Annotated in this window: 20 protein-coding genes, 1 tRNA gene and 1 pseudogene; 15 read left to right on the top strand and 7 right to left on the bottom strand. The window is 57.9% G+C overall.

What is annotated here, in order from left to right:
* The 10 genes from Q0601_RS24150 to rplP all read left to right on the top strand — a co-directional run.
* The coding region (locus tag Q0601_RS24150) for an EF-Tu C-terminal domain-related protein (protein WP_305292229.1) at nucleotides 1-110 on the top strand (110 nt) is incomplete at its 5' end.
* A 183-nt stretch (nucleotides 111-293) separates the two neighbouring features.
* A complete protein-coding gene (gene rpsJ / locus Q0601_RS24145; protein WP_076526789.1) occupies nucleotides 294-602 on the top strand; it encodes a 30S ribosomal protein S10 in 309 nt (102 codons plus the stop codon).
* A gap of 12 nt (nucleotides 603-614) precedes the next feature.
* Nucleotides 615-1,535, top strand: coding sequence for a 50S ribosomal protein L3 (gene rplC / locus Q0601_RS24140; protein WP_305292666.1), 921 nt, complete (start codon nucleotides 615-617; stop codon nucleotides 1,533-1,535).
* A complete protein-coding gene (gene rplD / locus Q0601_RS24135; RefSeq protein ID WP_305292664.1) occupies nucleotides 1,532-2,152 on the top strand; it encodes a 50S ribosomal protein L4 in 621 nt (206 codons plus the stop codon). The genes rplC and rplD overlap by 4 nt, the downstream gene beginning before the upstream one ends.
* A complete protein-coding gene (locus Q0601_RS24130) occupies nucleotides 2,149-2,445 on the top strand; it encodes a 50S ribosomal protein L23 (protein WP_119751639.1) in 297 nt (98 codons plus the stop codon). The genes rplD and Q0601_RS24130 overlap by 4 nt, the downstream gene beginning before the upstream one ends.
* 95 nt (nucleotides 2,446-2,540) lie before the next feature.
* Nucleotides 2,541-3,377: a 50S ribosomal protein L2 gene (gene rplB, locus Q0601_RS24125; protein WP_305292660.1), complete on the top strand. Its 837-nt coding sequence runs from the start codon at nucleotides 2,541-2,543 to the stop codon at nucleotides 3,375-3,377.
* A 3-nt stretch (nucleotides 3,378-3,380) separates the two neighbouring features.
* Nucleotides 3,381-3,659: a 30S ribosomal protein S19 gene (gene rpsS / locus Q0601_RS24120; RefSeq protein WP_119751637.1), complete on the top strand. Its 279-nt coding sequence runs from the start codon at nucleotides 3,381-3,383 to the stop codon at nucleotides 3,657-3,659.
* Nucleotides 3,660-3,664: 5 nt separating this feature from the next.
* Complete coding sequence (gene rplV / locus Q0601_RS24115) at nucleotides 3,665-4,045, top strand: 50S ribosomal protein L22 (protein ID WP_119751636.1); 381 nt, start codon at nucleotides 3,665-3,667, stop codon at nucleotides 4,043-4,045.
* On the top strand, nucleotides 4,045-4,749 hold the full coding sequence (rpsC, locus tag Q0601_RS24110; RefSeq protein ID WP_119751635.1) for a 30S ribosomal protein S3: 705 nt from the start codon (nucleotides 4,045-4,047) through the stop codon (nucleotides 4,747-4,749). The genes rplV and rpsC overlap by 1 nt, the downstream gene beginning before the upstream one ends.
* Nucleotides 4,750-4,761: 12 nt before the next feature.
* Nucleotides 4,762-5,175, top strand: coding sequence for a 50S ribosomal protein L16 (rplP, locus tag Q0601_RS24105; RefSeq protein WP_119751634.1), 414 nt, complete (start codon nucleotides 4,762-4,764; stop codon nucleotides 5,173-5,175).
* Between the two features lie 128 nt (nucleotides 5,176-5,303).
* On the opposite strand, the gene phaZ is transcribed toward rplP, so the two are convergent.
* Nucleotides 5,304-6,650 (bottom strand): polyhydroxyalkanoate depolymerase, encoded by a 1,347-nt coding sequence (gene phaZ, locus Q0601_RS24100; RefSeq protein ID WP_370656187.1) that lies wholly within the window; start codon nucleotides 6,648-6,650, stop codon nucleotides 5,304-5,306.
* 113 nt (nucleotides 6,651-6,763) lie between these two features.
* Nucleotides 6,764-6,994, bottom strand: a complete 231-nt coding sequence (locus Q0601_RS24095) for a hypothetical protein (protein ID WP_305292656.1) — start codon at nucleotides 6,992-6,994, stop codon at nucleotides 6,764-6,766.
* Between the two features lie 118 nt (nucleotides 6,995-7,112).
* Here Q0601_RS24095 and phaC point away from each other — a divergent pair, with 118 nt between their 5' ends.
* The 5 genes from phaC to Q0601_RS24845 all read left to right on the top strand — a co-directional run bounded on the left by phaC (nucleotide 7,113) and on the right by Q0601_RS24845 (nucleotide 11,503).
* Entirely contained in the window at nucleotides 7,113-8,882 is a 1,770-nt protein-coding gene (phaC, locus tag Q0601_RS24090) for a class I poly(R)-hydroxyalkanoic acid synthase (protein ID WP_305292675.1), read from the top strand.
* Nucleotides 8,883-9,091: 209 nt separating this feature from the next.
* Complete coding sequence (locus tag Q0601_RS24085; protein ID WP_305292654.1) at nucleotides 9,092-9,544, top strand: Phasin; 453 nt, start codon at nucleotides 9,092-9,094, stop codon at nucleotides 9,542-9,544.
* A 153-nt stretch (nucleotides 9,545-9,697) separates the two neighbouring features.
* The gene (gene phaR / locus Q0601_RS24080; RefSeq protein ID WP_305292652.1) at nucleotides 9,698-10,285 is read left to right on the top strand and encodes a polyhydroxyalkanoate synthesis repressor PhaR; all 588 of its coding nucleotides are present in this window, start codon (nucleotides 9,698-9,700) and stop codon (nucleotides 10,283-10,285) included.
* 39 nt (nucleotides 10,286-10,324) lie between these two features.
* Nucleotides 10,325-10,414, top strand: a tRNA-Ser gene (locus Q0601_RS24075).
* An 816-nt stretch (nucleotides 10,415-11,230) separates the two neighbouring features.
* On the top strand, nucleotides 11,231-11,503 hold the full coding sequence (locus Q0601_RS24845) for a hypothetical protein (protein ID WP_370656186.1): 273 nt from the start codon (nucleotides 11,231-11,233) through the stop codon (nucleotides 11,501-11,503).
* Nucleotides 11,504-11,533: 30 nt separating this feature from the next.
* Here Q0601_RS24845 and yghX read toward each other — a convergent pair whose 3' ends face one another.
* The 5 genes and pseudogenes from yghX to Q0601_RS24045 form a co-directional block, all read right to left on the bottom strand.
* Nucleotides 11,534-12,421 carry a YghX family hydrolase gene (yghX, locus tag Q0601_RS24065; RefSeq protein WP_305292650.1) on the bottom strand — a complete coding sequence of 296 codons (888 nt, stop codon included), beginning with the start codon at nucleotides 12,419-12,421 and terminating at the stop codon, nucleotides 11,534-11,536.
* A gap of 377 nt (nucleotides 12,422-12,798) precedes the next feature.
* A complete protein-coding gene (locus tag Q0601_RS24060) occupies nucleotides 12,799-13,581 on the bottom strand; it encodes a hypothetical protein (RefSeq protein WP_305292648.1) in 783 nt (260 codons plus the stop codon).
* A complete protein-coding gene (locus tag Q0601_RS24055) occupies nucleotides 13,578-14,882 on the bottom strand; it encodes a reprolysin-like metallopeptidase (RefSeq protein ID WP_305292646.1) in 1,305 nt (434 codons plus the stop codon). Before Q0601_RS24055 ends, Q0601_RS24060 begins: the two co-directional genes overlap by 4 nt.
* Nucleotides 14,875-16,203, bottom strand: a complete 1,329-nt coding sequence (locus tag Q0601_RS24050; protein WP_305292644.1) for a DUF4123 domain-containing protein — start codon at nucleotides 16,201-16,203, stop codon at nucleotides 14,875-14,877. The genes Q0601_RS24055 and Q0601_RS24050 overlap by 8 nt, the downstream gene beginning before the upstream one ends.
* A 247-nt stretch (nucleotides 16,204-16,450) precedes the next feature.
* Nucleotides 16,451-16,631, bottom strand: a pseudogene (locus Q0601_RS24045) ((S)-ureidoglycine aminohydrolase); the annotation flags it as partial.

The raw sequence follows: 16,631 nt of genomic DNA, 5'->3' as shown, positions 1-16,631 counted from the left end.
TCGAGGTCGAGCTGATCGCGCCGATCGCGATGGAAGAGAAACTGCGCTTCGCGATCCGCGAAGGCGGGCGCACCGTCGGCGCTGGCGTCGTCTCGAAAATTATCCAGTAACACGGATAATGCAATCAGCCGTCTTCGGGCGGCTGATATTTCGAAATTCCCTGAAAAAGGGATTGCCATTCGGTAAACCGGCGGTTAATTCGCCGGTCTGCCATTTTGAAACGGTTCGAAGCAGGCGTCGCGCGGTGCGGGGTCTGCCTCTCAACTGGAACTCCCCATTCGAGGGATGACGTAATGCAAAGCCAGAATATCCGTATCCGGCTGAAGGCCTTCGATTACCGTGTGCTGGATGCCAGCACCCAGGAAATCGTCAACACGGCCAAGCGCACCGGTGCGACCGTTCGCGGACCGATTCCGCTGCCGAACAAGATCGAAAAATTCACCGTCCTGCGCGGTCCGCATGTCGACAAGAAATCGCGCGACCAGTGGGAAATCCGCACGCATAAGCGCCTGCTGGATATCGTCGATCCGACGCCGCAGACCGTTGACGCCCTGATGAAGCTCGACCTCGCCGCCGGCGTGGATGTCGAGATCAAGGTATAAGGGGGGCGACTCATGTTGCGTACTGGAGTTATCGCCAAGAAGCTGGGCATGACCCGGCTGTTCCTTGAGGATGGCCGGCAGGTGCCGGTAACCGTCCTGCAACTGGACAATCTGCAGGTCGTCGCACAGCGCACGGCTGATCGCGACGGTTATACCGCCGTTCAGCTTGGCGCGGGTGAAGCCAAGGCCAAGCGGACCACGGCTGCGATGCGGGGGCATTTCGCCCGTGCATCCGTTGCGCCCAAGCGCAAGGTTGCCGAATTCCGCGTGGCTGAAGAAAACCTGATCAATGTGGGCGAGGAAATCACGGCTGACCATTATTTCTCGGGTCAGTATGTGGATATCGCCGGCATCTCGATCGGTAAGGGTTTCGCGGGTGCGATGAAGCGGCATAATTTCGGCGGTCTGCGCGCCTCGCACGGCGTGTCGATCAGCCACCGCTCGCATGGCTCGACCGGACAGTGTCAGGACCCCGGCAAGGTGTTCAAGGGCAAGAAAATGGCCGGTCATCTGGGTGCGGTTCGCGTGACCACCCAGAACCTGCAGGTCGTCCGCACCGATGCGGATCGGGGCCTGATCATGGTCAAGGGCTCGGTTCCCGGTTCAAAGGGTGGCTGGGTCACGATCAAGGATGCCGTCAAGAAGGCACTGCCCGAAAACGTGATCTTCCCTGCCGCCCTGAAATCGGCCGCAGCAGAAGCGAAGCGTCTGGCCGAGGAGGCTGCCGCACAGGCAGCCGCCGAGGAAGAAGCCGCACGCAAGGCCGCCGAGGCTGAAGCCGCCGCCGCTGAAGAAGCCGCATTGAAGGAAGCGGAAGCTTCCATCGAGGCCGACAAGGCCGCTGCCGACGCTAATGCCGATAAGGCAGATGAGGCTCCGGCTGATGACGGCGCCGCAACCGATGGCTCCGCGCCCGAAGGAGACAAGCAATGAAACTCGATGTGATCAAGCTGGACTCCGGCAAAGCCGGGTCGATCGATCTGAGCGACGAGGTTTTCGGGCTGGAACCGCGTGGCGATCTTCTGCAGCGCGTTGTGCGCTGGCAGCGGGCAAAAGCGCAGGCCGGCACTCATTCGGTGCTGACCAAGTCGGAAGTCAGCTATTCGACCAAGAAGATCTATCGCCAGAAGGGCACCGGTGGCGCCCGTCACGGCAGCCGCAAGGCTCCGATCTTCCGTAAGGGTGGCGTCTACAAAGGTCCGACCCCGCGTAGCCACGCGTTCGATCTGCCGAAGAAAGTGCGCGCGCTTGGCCTGAAACACGCCCTGTCGGCGAAAGCCAATGCGGGTGAACTGGTGGTGATCGAGGATCTGAATCTTGCGGAAGCCAAGACTTCGGCGGTCGCCAAGGCCGTCAAGGAAAACGGCTGGAAGCGGGTTCTGGTCATCGACGGGGCCGAAGTGAACGAAAGCTTCGCCCGCGCTGCGCGCAATGTCGAGGGTGTGGATATCCTGCCTTCGATCGGCGCCAATGTCTATGACATCCTCAAGCGTGATACGCTGGTGATCACGCGGGCTGGTGTCGAAGCTCTGGAGGCTCGGTTGAAATGAGCGCGAAAGCTGAACATTACGACGTGATCGTCAAGCCGGTCATTACCGAAAAGGCGACGCTGACCTCGAATAACAACGGTGTTGTTTTCCAGGTAAAGAATGATGCCACCAAGCCGCAGATCAAGGAAGCGGTCGAGGCGCTGTTCGGTGTCAAGGTGAAGGCGGTCAACACCACCATCACCAAAGGCAAGGTAAAGCGCTTCCGTGGTCAGATTGGCCGCCGGAGCGATGTCAAGAAAGCCTATGTGACCCTTGAAGAGGGGAACACTATCGACGTCGAGACAGGACTCTGATATCAGGCTGCGAATCTGCGGCCCCGGTTTCTCCGGGGCCGCAGCGGTTTTATTGAAACGGACCAGATCGGTCCAAAGCAACGGAAGACAGAAAGATGGCACTCAAGTCGTATAAACCGACGACGCCTGGCCAGCGCGGGCTGGTTCTGATCGACCGTTCGGAGCTTTGGAAAGGTCGCCCGGTCAAATCCCTTACCGAGGGTTTGTCCAAGAAGGGCGGTCGGAACAACACCGGACGGATCACCATGCGCCGCAAGGGCGGCGGGGCAAAGCGCCTGTATCGCATCGTCGATTTCAAGCGCAACAAATTCGACGTGACCGCAGTTGTCGAACGGATCGAATACGATCCCAACCGGACCGCCTTTATCGCCCTGATCGGCTATGAAGATGGCGAGCGCGCTTATATCCTTGCACCGCAGCGTCTGGCCGTTGGCGACAAGATCATTGCCGGCGCGAAAGTCGACGTCAAACCGGGCAACGCCATGCCGTTCAGCGGTATGCCCATCGGAACGATCGTCCATAATGTCGAGCTGAAGCCCGGCAAAGGCGGGCAGATCGCGCGCGCTGCCGGCACCTATGCGCAATTCGTTGGCCGCGATGGCGGTTATGCGCAGATCCGCCTGTCCTCGGGTGAGCTGCGTCTGGTGCGCCAGGAATGCATGGCGACGATTGGCGCCGTGTCGAATGCGGATCACTCGAACCAGAATATCGGTAAGGCAGGCCGCAACCGGCACAAGGGCATTCGTCCTTCGGTTCGTGGTGTCGTCATGAACCCGATCGATCACCCGCATGGTGGTGGTGAAGGCCGGACCTCGGGTGGCCGTACGCCGGTGACGCCCTGGGGCAAGGACACCAAGGGCAAGAAAACCCGCAGCAACAAATCGACCGACAAGTATATCCTGCGGTCGCGTCATGCACGGAAGGGGCGTTAATCAATGGCACGTTCTGTTTGGAAGGGCCCCTTTGTTGATGCCTATGTGCTCAAGAAAGCGGAAAAAGCCCGTGAGTCGGGGAAATCCGACGTTATCAAGATCTGGTCGCGTCGCTCGACCATTCTGCCGCAATTCGTCGGTCTTACCTTTGGCGTTTACAACGGGCACAAGCATATCCCGGTGAACGTTTCGGAAGAGATGATCGGTCAGAAATTCGGTGAATATTCGCCCACCCGGACCTATTACGGTCACGCGGCGGACAAAAAAGCCAAAAGGAAGTAATCGTCATGGGTAAGGAAAAGAATCCGCGCCGCGTGGCGGAAAACGAAGCGATGGCGAAAACCCGCATGCTGCGCGTTTCGCCACAGAAGCTGAACCTTGTCGCCGGGTTGATCCGCGGCAAAAAGGTTGAGCGCGCACTGACCGACCTGACGTTCTCGCATAAGCGTATCGCGGGCGATGTGAAGAAATGCCTTCAGTCGGCAATCGCCAACGCCGAGAACAACCACAATCTCGACGTCGATAACCTGATCGTCGCCGAGGCATGGGTCGGTAAGAACCTGGTGATGAAGCGCGGTCGTCCGCGGGCGCGTGGCCGTTATGGCCGGATCATGAAGCCGTTTTCGGAAATCACCATCAAGGTGCGCGCAGTCGAGGAGCAAGCATAATGGGTCAGAAGGTTAACCCCATCGGGATGCGCCTCCAGGTCAACCGCACCTGGGATAGCCGCTGGTATGCGGATGACAAGGAATATGGCGATCTGCTGCTTGAAGACCTGAAAATCCGGGACTTCATCAAGAAAGAGGCCAAACAGGCCGGTATCAGTCGCGTCATCATCGAGCGTCCGCACAAGAAATGCCGCGTGACGATTCATGCGGCGCGTCCGGGCGTGATCATCGGCAAAAAAGGCGCCGATATCGAAGAACTGCGCAAGAAGCTGGCGAATTACACCAGCAGCGAGTTGCACCTGAACATCGTCGAAGTCCGTAAACCGGAAGTTGACGCTGCTCTGGTCGCGGAATCGATCGCGCAACAGCTTGAGCGTCGGGTATCGTTCCGCCGTGCCATGAAACGCTCGGTGCAGAACGCGATGCGCATGGGTGCCTTGGGTATCCGGGTGAATGTCGCGGGCCGTCTTGGCGGTGCCGAGATTGCACGGACCGAATGGTATCGCGAAGGCCGTGTGCCGCTGCACACGCTGCGCGCCGATATCGATTACGCGCTGGCCGAGGCTTCGACCCCATACGGGATCATCGGCGTCAAGGTGTGGATCTTCAAGGGCGAGATCATGGAACATGATCCGCAAGCCCGTGATCGTCGCGCTGCTGAGGCCCAGGAAGGGCCGTCGCCGCGCGGCCCGCGTGGCCGGTAAGGAGAACAGGAAATGCTGCAACCGAAACGGACGAAGTTCCGCAAACAGCACAAGGGCCGGATTCACGGTCAGGCCAAAGGCGGCTATGACCTGAATTTCGGTTCTCATGGTCTGAAAGCCGATCAGCCCGAGCGTATTACCGCCCGCCAGATCGAAGCGGCCCGCCGCGCGATCACCCGTCACATGAAGCGTCAGGGCCGGGTCTGGATCCGGGTCTTCCCGGATGTGCCGGTTTCCTCGAAGCCGACGGAAGTGCGGATGGGTAAAGGTAAGGGCTCGGTCGATTTCTGGGCCGCCCGCGTGCATCCCGGCCGTATCATGTTCGAGATCGATGGCGTCTCGGATGAGATCGCGAAAGAGGCGCTGCGCCTTGGTGCGATGAAATTGCCGATCAAGACCCGCGTCATCGCGCGTCAGGACTGGTAAATTAGGACTGGGTGGTCCCGTACCACCCGCCACAAGATCATTTGAAAAGCCCCGGTCATTTGCCCGGGGCTTTTGTTATGTTCGAAATCGATGTCCGGCCGTGACGGACGAGTTTTGGATTCAGGCAATCAGACGGGGATCTTGCGGCTGTCGCCGACCGGATCGTTGATCCCGCAATCGGATGTTTTATCGTTCGACTTGCGACGCTTGCGCCGGGGCTCTTTGGGCAGCGCGGAATGTTCGTCCATGAAGTCCAGTACCAGCGGGCGGATATTCAGGCGCCAGGATTTGCCCGCGAAGATGCCGTAATGACCCGCACCCTCTTCAAGATGCTGGGCCTTTTTCTCATCGGGCACGCCAGAGCATAGATCCAGTGCGGCAACGCATTGACCGGGAGCAGAGATATCGTCATTCCCACCCTCGACCGTCATGATGGCGACATCGGTGATTTTGCCGATATCCACCGGTTTCCCGTTCACCATGAAGCGGTTCTGTGCAATTTCGAGTTTCTTGAAGATTCGTTCCACGGTGGACAGGTAAAACTCGGCAGTCATGTCCATGACGGCCAGATATTCGTCATAGAAGCGATTATGCTTGTCACCCTCGCTTGCCATGCCACGGGATTCGCGGAAGATCTGATTGATGAATGCGCCGGCATGGGTTTCGGCATTCATGGCAATGAACGATGCCAGCTGTGCCAGACCCGGGTAGACCATCCGTCCGGCGCCGCGATATTTGAAACCGACCGACTGGATCGCCAGATGCTCAAGCTCGCCCATGGTCATGCGGTTGCCGAAATCGGTCACCTCGGTCGCGGCGGCGTCGGGGTCGACCGGCCCGCCGATCAGTGTCAGGCTGCGGGGTTGCGCCTTCGGCTCTTCCCCGGCAAGAATGGCAGTCGCGGCCAGCGCCAGCGGCGCGGGCTGACAGACCGCGACGACATGCGTGTCAGGGCCGAGATGGCGGATAAAATCGACCAGATAGAGGGTGTAATCCTCTATATCGAACTTGCCTTTGCTGACCGGAATGTCGCGGGCATTGTGCCAGTCCGTCACATAGAGATCGCAATCGGGCAGTAGAGAGGTCACGGTCGAGCGCAGCAACGTCGCGTAATGACCCGACATCGGGGCGACGAGCAGCACCTTGCGCGGGCGCGGTTCGCGCCGGGCAACGCGGAAATGGATCAGATCGCCGAATGAACGTTTCAGAACCGGCTCGACATAAACGATATGATCCTGTCCTTCTTCGCCCGCGATCGGGGGAATTTCCCAGTCGGGCTTCACGATCATGCGGGAAAAACTGCGTTCGGTCACCTGACCCCAGGCACCCATCAGGCGGAACATCGGGTGTGGATTAAGGGCGAAAACCGGGTTCGATGCAAACGCCCGCGCGGTTGCACCAAGCCATTCATTCGTGTTCCGAATCGTTTCCATCGTATCGTATGATGCGATACCCTTGATGCCTCTCATGGTCATAATGGCCAACCTTTGCTGCGTTGCGGCAATTGGCACAAGGTCACACTTGCGGTCCGAAAATCGCAGAAGCCCGGTTTACGCTGTACCAATTCTACGCATATCATCGAACTGTATTAGGGGGAGAAATGGGTTATGGCAAGACGCGTGAGTAATAAGAGTAAATCAACTGTTGCCAATCGGGTAAGTTCCGAAAAGCCGGAAACAATCTCCTCCGGTGATGCGAAGAAGGCCGGGGCGTCCTCTGCTCGCCGCACTGCGGCGAAGCCTGTGAAGCCCGCTTCCACGACAAAATCCTCTGTGAAGCCTGCAGCAAAACCCGCCGCGAAAACGACCCGGTTGCGCAAGACTGCGGCTTCCGCCCGTAAAACTGCGGCCGTGAAACCCGCAAACCCGGTGCCGGAGGTCGATGCCAGTACCCGGAAAAATCCGGAAGCCGCCCGGATTAAAGGCGATGCCGATCCGATGACCGCGACCGAGGCCGCCTCGGCGCGGAAACTGGCCGAGAATATTGAAAGGATCGAGGCGCTCAGCCATCGGCTGATGACGGCACTGACCGGCCGTGACGCGCATAATCCCGGCGTGGAAGGGCCGGGGCCCGACCTGTATGTGACCGCCGCGAATGCCTGGATGAAAACCCTGACCGAGCAGCCGACCCGGATCATCGAACAGCAAGTGAATTTCTGGGGCGAGACGCTGAAGAATTACGCCAAGGCCCAGTATTCGCTGGCCAAGGGGACGTTTACCCTGCCTGAGGAAGAGGCACCTGCCGACCGCCGCTTCAAGAACCCGCTCTGGCAGAGTCATCCCTATTTCAACTTCGTCAAGAAGCAGTATCTGATCAATGCCGAGGCGATGAAACATGCAGCCGATGGGTTGGAACTGCCTGATGACACAGCGCGCAGGCGTGTCGGTTGGCTGACCAGTCAGATCATCGACATGATGGCGCCTACGAATTTCCTGGCGACCAATCCTGATGCTTTGGAAAAAGCCATCGAGACCGAGGGCGAAAGCCTTGTGAAAGGGCTGGAGAACCTCGTGCGCGATGTCGAGCGGCATGGCGGCGAAATGATTGTTTCGCTTGCCGATCGGGATGCCTTCACCGTGGGCGAGAATATCGGCACGGCCGAGGGCAGGGTGGTGTATCGGACCCCGCTTCTGGAACTGATCCAGTACAATCCCACGACCGACAAGGTGCATGAGATACCGTTGCTGATCTTTCCGCCCTGGATCAACAAGTTCTATATACTTGATCTCAAACCGCAAAACAGCCTGATCCGCTGGCTGGTCGGGCAGGGGCACAGCCTCTTCGTGGTCAGTTGGAAAAATCCCGATACGAGCTATGCCGATATCGGGATGGAGGATTATGTCGCGGCTTATCTGGATGCGATGGACAAGGTTCGCGACCTGACCGGGCAGCGAAAGCTGAACGTGGTCGGCTATTGCATCGCTGGTACGACATTGTCTCTGACGCTGGCGCTGTTGAACAAGCGTGGCGACGACCGGGTGAACAGCGCGAGTTTTTTCACGACGCTGACGGATTTTTCGGATCAGGGTGAATTCACGGCATTCCTGCAGCATGATTTCGTTGACGGGATCGAGGCCGAGATCCGGAAATACGGTTTGCTGAAAGCGCCGCTGATGTCGCGCACCATGAGTTTCCTGCGCGCGAATGATCTGGTCTGGGGACCGGCGATCCGCAGCTATATGATGGGCGAGGCCCCCCCGGCCTTTGATCTGTTGTATTGGAATGGCGACAGCACGAATCTGCCGGGCAAGATGGCGATGCAATATCTGCGCGGACTCTGCCAGGCGAATGATTTCGCCGGAGAGGGGTTCGAATTATTCGGCCAGAAATTGCGGCTTGCCGATGTGCAGGCGCCGCTGTGCTCGGTCGCCTGCGAAAGCGATCACATCGCGCCCTGGACGGATTGCTGGCGCGGCGTTGCGCAGATGGGATCGCGGGACAAGACCTTCATCCTTTCCGAATCCGGGCATGTCGCGGGCATCGTCAATCCGCCGGGCAGGGATAAATATGGTCATTACACCGGTGGGAAGGATTTCGGAAATGACCCTGAGCAATGGCGCGAATCAGCCCGTATGAACAAGGGAAGCTGGTGGCCGTCATGGGGTGAATGGCTGTCCGAGCGTGGCGGAAAGCTGATCGACGCCCGTCATCCCGACGAGGGGCTTTCCCCCGCGCCAGGCAGTTATGTTCACGAAAAGGCGCTTTAACCTCCTGAAATTGTGAAATTTAGCTGGATCGCATGGCGGAATACGCAATGCGGCCTGCGATTTTTTGCTGCACCGCAGAAAAAATTCTTGAAATGCCGCGTTGCAGCATTCATATTGCTGCCATGAAAACAAGATAGCAGTGGCACCATCTCCTCCCTCCCCCATCTCCTCCCCTTCCAATGCCACCGCATCGCAAAGGAGCATTTGACATGGTTACCAAGACGCCCGACTTCACCAAACCCTTCCAGGACATTCTGGCCAACTTCCCGATCGACACCTCTTCCTTTCAGGAAGCCGTCAAGTCGCAAAACGCGCTGAACGAAAAGCTGGCGAAAGTCACCCTGACCGCTGCCGAGCGTTCGACCGAGATCTCGGCTCAGTGGGCCAAGGACACGATCACCCGCATGGGCGAACTGACTGCCACCAAGGAAGAGCCTGCCGATTACGCCAAGGCCGTCACCGATTTCGCTTCGGCCCAGGCTGAGGTCGTGGCCGAGCATATGGCCTCCTTCGCCGAAGTCGCCAAGAAAGTGCAGATGGACACCGTCGATCTGATGCTGACTGCCGGCAAGGATATCGCTTCCGAAACCCAGAAGGCCACTCAGAAAGCCGCCCGCGACACGCAGGCCGCTGTCAAGAAAGCTACCGCCGCCGCGAAGTAATCTTCGCCTGTGTGGTTTACGTGAAGGGGCGGTTATCCGCCCCTTTTTTCATGGCCGACGCTTGGGCCGGCGTGTGGGCGGGGAATTTTTTTCTTTGCCTTTTCGCTGCACTGCAATCATCATTCGGGAAACGGAACAAGAAAAGGGCCCCCAATGGCCACAAAATCTGCTCCTTTGCTGATCAAGCGATATGCCAGCCGCCGGCTCTACAACACTGAAACCAGCGACTATGTCACGCTGGAGGATATCGCCGCCTTCATCCGCGACGGACGCGAGGTCAAGATCGTCGATCTCAAATCGGGCGACGACCTGACGCGGCAATATCTTCTTCAGATCATCGCCGAGCATGAAAGCCGGGGCGAAAATGTCCTGCCCATCGACGTCCTGACCGATCTGGTCCGCAGCTATGCGTCGAGCACGAATTCCGTGGTTCCGCAATTTCTTGCCGCAAGTTTCGAGATGCTGCGCGAAAGCCAGTCCAAGCTGATGGAGAACATGGCGTCCATGCCGAACCCGATCGGCACCGTCCCCGGCTTCGAGGCGATGCAGCGCCAGCAACAGATGTTTCTTCGCGCGATGATGGGCGGCTGGTCCGGCGCTTCTGGCCCGGAACCCGAGGAGATGTCGGAAACCGGCGGCAAAGACGGTGAGTCAAAGCAGCCGGCGGCGGAGGGCTCCGACGACATGGCCGAGATCCGCAAGCAACTGGCCGAGTTGCAGAAACGAATTGCCAAGCTGTGACTTGCACAGCGCGCCGCAGCAGGTTAGAGCAGCCCTCACGGAGCGGTGGCCGAGTGGTCGAAGGCGCACGCCTGGAAAGTGTGTAGGCGGGGAACCGTCTCGAGGGTTCGAATCCCTCTCGCTCCGCCACTTGCCTTCGCGAAAGCGGTCTCTCAGGGTCGATACTCTCCAGACCTGATGACTGCGCCAGTTTGGTGAATTTCTTGTAAATATCTATAAAATTTTGATTTTTTAAGATACAGCGAAGTAGTTCGATGCTAGTGGCGTTCGTGATGTGGAACACAAATCGAACTCGGAGATGAGGCGCACGAACATGGCTGATGCCGGGGCGGAGCCCCTCATAACGCAATGAAACTGTACGGTTTTTCGATTTTCTGCTCTAGCTACAACTGGCTCACGGCAAGCTGCTTATGCTCAGGCATAGGTGACTGATATTCGTACCACATCCCTCAAGCGGAGTGGTTGTCAGCGTGATACATTGATTCAGCATCTCGAAACACAACTGACGTTCTTGGCGAATGACTCGCCAGTTTTGCCCAGCAGTCGGTGAAAGCTCTTCGGTGGCAGTCTGGCTACTTTAGCGCAGATGGCTTGGCACCGCTGGTGTCAGTGATAGACACGCTCAAGACTCAAGATCTTCTGATGCGTTGTGTGATCGGGTCCAACGGAGGGTAGACCGGAGAGCCAGATATGGAGCTGCTCCTCCAGCTCGTTGGCAGCCCGCGGGCGAACGCACGGTTCGGTGTTGTCAGCTATTCAGCGAGCCTGTTCCATCCGAAGGTTTATCATTTAACCAGACAAGACGGGAGACAGGCCGCATACGTGGGGTGGGGTCGGCAAAGCTGACTTCTTCCGGCATTTCCGGAATGAATATTGAGGCAGGCATGCTCTTGGACTCCTCCACCGGAGATTCCTGATGACGTCCTGTCGGAGGTCCTGGGGGCTGTGGATTATAAAGCCCTGATGGAAAGGTGTCCGCAGAATCTCGTTTCGAATCCGAACGGGAAATACATGTTGTTCAGGGTATGTGATGCCGTGGCGTGCCGGAACATTCATGCGGCGCTTTATGACAGCCTGCGGTTGTGCAAGGATTTCCAGGCGGGTGATTTCTGGAAGCGTGGCCGCGTAAGGCTGAATCCACAATGGAATTTGTCATGCAAGGCGCCCTGCATCGAAATGGAAGACACTAAAAGAGATTTCGATGACCCCGTCACATGAGATCGCGATGGGGCCGGATGCCGCCCGGGCTCAGACCAGCCAGCGGTTGAACCACTCGATAGTTCGTTCCCAGGCCAGTTCCGCCGCTTCCTCGTCATAGCGTGGGGTGGAATCATTGTGGAAACCATGATTGGTGCCGGGATAGATATAGGCCTCATAGGTCTTGCCATGTTCCTGCAGCGCCGCCTCATAGTTGGGCCAGCCAGCATTGACATTCTCATCATGCTCGGCGAATTGCAGCAAAAGCGGCGCGTTGATCTTCGGCACATCCCCGACCGGCGCCTGACGGCCGTAGAAGGGTACCGCCGCCGCAAGCTCGGGATAGGCCACGGCGGCCGCGTTCGACACGCCTCCACCATAGCAGAAGCCTGTGATCCCGATCTTGTCGGTTGTCAGGTCGCTGGCCAGCAGCCATTCGATGGCGGCAAAGAAATCGTTCATCAGCAAGGCCGGATCGACCTGCTGCTGCAACTCCCGGCCCTTGTCGTCATTTCCGGGATATCCGCCTTGCGAGGTCAGCCCATCGGGGGCAAGCGCGACGAACCCTTCTTTGGCGATACGGCGGGCGACATCCTCGATATAGGGGTTGAGGCCCCGGTTTTCATGTACCACCACCACGCCCGGCACCGGGTCTGTCGCACCCGAAGGCCGCACCAGATAGCCGCGCACCTCGCCATGCCCGTTGGGGGAAGGATAGGTGATGTATTCGGCAAGGATATCGGGATCCGTGAATGCCACCTGTTGGGCCATCGCGTAGTTCGGACTCAGCATACCCAGCAACGCGGTGGCGGTCAGTCCCCCGACGGCGAATTTGCCGGCGCGGTCCAGAAATTCACGCTTGGTGATCCGGCCATGGGCATAAAAGTCGTAAAGCTCCAGCAATTCCTGCGGAAAGTCCTTCGCGGTGAGTCTGGTCATGGGGCACATTTCCCTGTGATGCGATGTGGGCGGCATGAACCAGTACATTCTGCCACAGTTCCCGCCCGGTGTCTTGGCGTCTTGCGGCGGCAAAGCCCATCATCTTACCGCGATCGCAACCGGTGGCGCTTCAACCCGCCCGTCACGGCGGAGGTGCCGGATTACCTAGGCCGTCCAGCCAGAGCGTGTCGCGCTGAATCGGAAACGCCGGTTAACTGCGTCCTGCGGTGACCGGGGGCCGGCCCCGGACCCCCGAGGTATTTGAACAAAGAAGAAGGGGAGGGCGCGAATCCTGTCAGGCGTGCTATGCTCTGATATGCCGGATTCGCAGGATGATTTTCCTTGCGCATTTGTATTAGCCGCCGGGTGGTCCGCTATCACCGATGATAGGGCGGGATGCCTTGTCCCGCCGGTGTGTCCTTGTGCTCGACCACTTCGCCTGCTGCGTTCAGATGAATCCTCTTGCCGGTATAGCGCGGCATCCCAAGAAAGACCCGGGCCCAATCGGCAACCGCCAGACCGATATTCCCGTTCACATCGCTGGTTGAGCGTCCGTCATTGATATAGGTCCTGAAGATTTTTTCCCGGCCGGGAATGTCCAGCATGTAAAGAACTTCAAGGTAGCTCAAAACTTTCCCGGGCGCTTTCATGTTTGCAATGGTCTTCTCGATCTCCTTAAAGGCAGCCTGATCACCCCATAAGGCAAGATAGAGCAGATATTCCTCCTTCTCTGAATTACTCTCGCTCTCTATCTCTTCAGCAGTCGGCATTTCTATGAAACGCTCGTGTAACTCATTCCGCATATCCAGATCTGGATGTTCACGGTGAAGTATTGCAAAAAACCATCCTAGTAAAAGCTTGTCGGAAGAAATAAGCCGTCGCATTGCATTGTGAATTTTTTCTGCAAGTGGTGGCGGAACTTTATCAATATAATCAAGCGCCAATTGCATGTAGGCGCTATCCCAGTTTTTGTTTGAATATTGACCGATGCCATCACTGTAATAGTCGAGGACCGCAAATTTGCAGTCCTCGTCATATTTATCGCCGAAATAATCACCATTCGGCCACAGAGTCATGACTGGATCGCGGGGATTCGCGGTGGAAACGTATTCTACGACCTCTATCGGGCAATATTGTATCATATGGTCAATATCGATCATAATATGTCCCCATAGGTTTGTGCCAAAGCGTTTTTGCGACACGTATCCCACTGCTCCTTGCGAAGGAAAAGTTGTTCCCGGAACGCGGGCCAGTAGCCCATCAGATTCAGCGGATCCCGTGACATGATGGCAATTCGGTTCCGTTCGACCCCGAGGGGCTTGCCAGCGGTGATGATCGCCGGCTCGGTATTGGTCGCGGGCTCATCCATGACTGTCTGGTTGACAGAGTTTCTCAGATGCGGGGGAATCTCGGTGCAATTCGGGTCATGGGGGTGACGGAGGCCAAAGACATGGCCTATTTCATGAGCCATGATGGCGTAGGTATCCTCCAGTCCGTAGCCTGTGATGGTGGCGTCAGTAAAGTCCTTGTAGCAAAATGCCGGAGCCTTGCCGACTTCGGGAACGGAGCCATTCGCGAGAGAAATCGCATCCGTCGGGACATAGTACAACAGGGGCAGCTTTCGCGGAAAACGCGCCATCACTGCCTTGCGTAGTATTGGCGAAATATCCTTGGCGAAAGTCTCATTTTCTGACCAAGCGGGAACTAGCACGTTGCCTGCGGTATTACCAAAGCCGTCCGAGAACATCGGTGGGATTTGCTCTTCGGTCAGGTTCACACGCCATTCTTCTTCTTTACCTGTCATACCCACATTGCCGCCCATATTGATATCTCCGGCATCCTGGAGGCTGAAGCTGATCAGGGCGTGCTTGAAGGCCGCATTAAGGACCTTTTCCATTGCGGATATATTGTATCCGACCGAGCGCGTTCTGGGTGTGACGACGCTTCCGACAACGGTTCTGATCTGGATCGGGGCATAACAGACGACGTGAACCCAGCCGATATCCGCGCCGTCGCATCTGACCTTGATCGTCGTTTCGCCCTCGGCAAGTCCGCGCAGTCGGAATATCGCGTTATTGGATGCGATCCCGGGGGTCGTGATCTCGACAATTCCGCCCGGCACCGTTTCGAAGGTGCAATTGGCAAGACAGCCATTTCCGGACTGGCCCTCGAAACCGATCTCCAGTTCCACCTCTTGCTGCAGCCCAACCGAGGCCCAGGCGGCACCATCCTGGGTATAGCGATCCGATGGCGCCGTTTTACCTTTCTCTGGAGGAACCCAATATTCCCCGGTACCCCGCTGGTTCACCAGATTCGTGCGCGGATCGAATCCCTTGACCCGCTCGGGGCGCGAAGAGCCCTGAAAGGTGCTGACCAAAGGGCAGCAGGTCGCGATCGATGACACATTGCCGGACGGAGGCTCGCCTTTCGGGGCCGCCGGTGGCGTTTGTTCATCACGCATAGTCAAAACTCCTCAGCATTTCCCAGCCTTGACGACTGGCCGCATGCCAGTCTCGTGCAGCACCCGGCGTTGCGCCGCGAAAGGGATCGTCGAAAAAGCGATAGCCCAGGAACAGGCTGATCAGGGTAATCAGGGGCACAAGCGCGGATGGCGCCCTGCGGCTTGTGGTATCGGCTTCGACCAGACGCAACATGCGGGCGATTGCGGGCATATCGTTACCGGCAATATGCCGGGCCAAGAGCGGCGACAATTCGGTTTCATCGATCTGTGGAGGGCTGCCGCCTTGCAGAAGCGGGTCATCAAGAATGTCCTGACGCGCACGCAGCATCGCCGGCAGATGAGAGCGGGCCCAGGCTTCGGCAAAGACCTCTTGCATGGCGCGGTGGCGTCCTGTGCTGTGCGTTTTCAGAACCGCATCGATTTCCGGAAAAAGATTCGTTTGTCCGAACCATCCGCCAAGATAGTGCATAAGATGCGCCAGCTGGGAAAACTCGTCCTTCAGGGTAAAGCGGTGCTGCCTGCCGATCGTCACGACATGCTGGCCGATCCGCTCCTGCGCGGCATGGCCGATATCCGACAGGTTTGGATAAGAGCCGGTCAGCCAGTTACCGATCACACTGCCCAAGGCAGTAAACCCGACGTCATTCAGGGCGGCCCGATCATGCGGTCCAAGAATAAGCGGCGATCGGCTGCGCGGCGCGGTAACCTTCCCGGTCGGGGCAAAGCGATGCATGCGGTCATGCGCGGTGGCGGCGTACCAGATAATCGGCGTACCCGAACGGGTATGACAAAGTCGTTCGATAAACCCGCTGTGGTTCAGATTGGCCTTGAACAGCGCCGCTGTCGTCCGGGAATCCCAAAAGCGTAAGAAAATCGAGGGATCGGAATCCGGATCCGGGCAGACTTTGGTCAGGCCGCGCAGATGCGAGCGGAGCTCGGAGTAAGGGGCATGGGTTTTCAGAAATATTCCGGTGAGTGGCGCGGCTTCGCGACTGAACATCGATTCCAGAAAACGCGCGCGGATGCGACCCTCGACGCCAAGAGCCAACAGCCACGGGCCATATTCGTCCCGGGCGGTGCCGGTCGTGAAAAGTGGGGCGGCGGACAACGTTTCCTGATAGGTTTCAAGGTCATTGGCACCCAGATGCTGCTGTCGGGTCGCGCCATCCATTACAACGTAAAGTTGCTCATCCGACGAAAACTCGCAGAAATCCGGGTATAGAGGCTTGGGACAAGCCGAACGGTCCCAGAACGGCACCCCGGTCTGATCCTGGAACTGAAAACGGATTTCAGTGTGGTTCAGCGACAGGTTGTCGGTCATGTGCGGGGGCAATTGTCGGGTCAATGGTGATGGACCGGGAAATGGCATAAGTTAAGCAATGGTTGAAAGCTCGGGTATCACTTCGCCCGAAGCTTGTCAGCATCCGTAATGGCTGTCAATTATGCAAGGATCCCGGTCTTCTGCGCTGGCGGCGAAATATCTTGAAGCATTTATCGCCATGATCCGATTTGAACGCGTCCTGTCCTGATAAGAGACAATAATCGTTAAAGGGAAGCCTCCGCGTCTTTCATCGGTTCTGCCAGAGGGCGGCGTGGCGGTTGACGTCCTTGTACAGAAGATAGCGGAACCGGCCCGGCCCGCCGGCATAACAGGCCTGCGGGCAGAAGGCGCGCAGCCACATGAAATCACCCGGGCCGACCTCGGCCCAGTCGCGGTTCAGGCGATAGACGGCCTTGCCCTCCAGCACG

Origin of the sequence: Paracoccus wurundjeri (assembly GCF_030678915.1) — a bacterium.
Classification (GTDB): domain Bacteria; phylum Pseudomonadota; class Alphaproteobacteria; order Rhodobacterales; family Rhodobacteraceae; genus Paracoccus; species Paracoccus onubensis_A.
The sequence above is the reverse complement of the archived record's forward strand: the minus strand, read 5'-3'. Positions and strand labels throughout refer to the sequence as shown.

Coding starts and splice junctions, on each gene's coding strand:
- rpsJ (WP_076526789.1), top strand. CDS start 294: ATGCAAAGCCAGAATATCCGTATCCGGCTGAAGGCCTTCGATTACCGT.
- rplC (WP_305292666.1), top strand. CDS start 615: ATGTTGCGTACTGGAGTTATCGCCAAGAAGCTGGGCATGACCCGGCTG.
- rplD (WP_305292664.1), top strand. CDS start 1,532: ATGAAACTCGATGTGATCAAGCTGGACTCCGGCAAAGCCGGGTCGATC.
- Q0601_RS24130 (WP_119751639.1), top strand. CDS start 2,149: ATGAGCGCGAAAGCTGAACATTACGACGTGATCGTCAAGCCGGTCATT.
- rplB (WP_305292660.1), top strand. CDS start 2,541: ATGGCACTCAAGTCGTATAAACCGACGACGCCTGGCCAGCGCGGGCTG.
- rpsS (WP_119751637.1), top strand. CDS start 3,381: ATGGCACGTTCTGTTTGGAAGGGCCCCTTTGTTGATGCCTATGTGCTC.
- rplV (WP_119751636.1), top strand. CDS start 3,665: ATGGGTAAGGAAAAGAATCCGCGCCGCGTGGCGGAAAACGAAGCGATG.
- rpsC (WP_119751635.1), top strand. CDS start 4,045: ATGGGTCAGAAGGTTAACCCCATCGGGATGCGCCTCCAGGTCAACCGC.
- rplP (WP_119751634.1), top strand. CDS start 4,762: ATGCTGCAACCGAAACGGACGAAGTTCCGCAAACAGCACAAGGGCCGG.
- phaZ (WP_370656187.1), bottom strand. CDS start 6,650: ATGACCATGAGAGGCATCAAGGGTATCGCATCATACGATACGATGGAA.
- phaC (WP_305292675.1), top strand. CDS start 7,113: ATGACCGCGACCGAGGCCGCCTCGGCGCGGAAACTGGCCGAGAATATT.
- Q0601_RS24085 (WP_305292654.1), top strand. CDS start 9,092: ATGGTTACCAAGACGCCCGACTTCACCAAACCCTTCCAGGACATTCTG.
- phaR (WP_305292652.1), top strand. CDS start 9,698: ATGGCCACAAAATCTGCTCCTTTGCTGATCAAGCGATATGCCAGCCGC.
- yghX (WP_305292650.1), bottom strand. CDS start 12,421: ATGACCAGACTCACCGCGAAGGACTTTCCGCAGGAATTGCTGGAGCTT.
- Q0601_RS24060 (WP_305292648.1), bottom strand. CDS start 13,581: ATGATCGATATTGACCATATGATACAATATTGCCCGATAGAGGTCGTA.
- Q0601_RS24055 (WP_305292646.1), bottom strand. CDS start 14,882: ATGCGTGATGAACAAACGCCACCGGCGGCCCCGAAAGGCGAGCCTCCG.
- Q0601_RS24050 (WP_305292644.1), bottom strand. CDS start 16,203: ATGACCGACAACCTGTCGCTGAACCACACTGAAATCCGTTTTCAGTTC.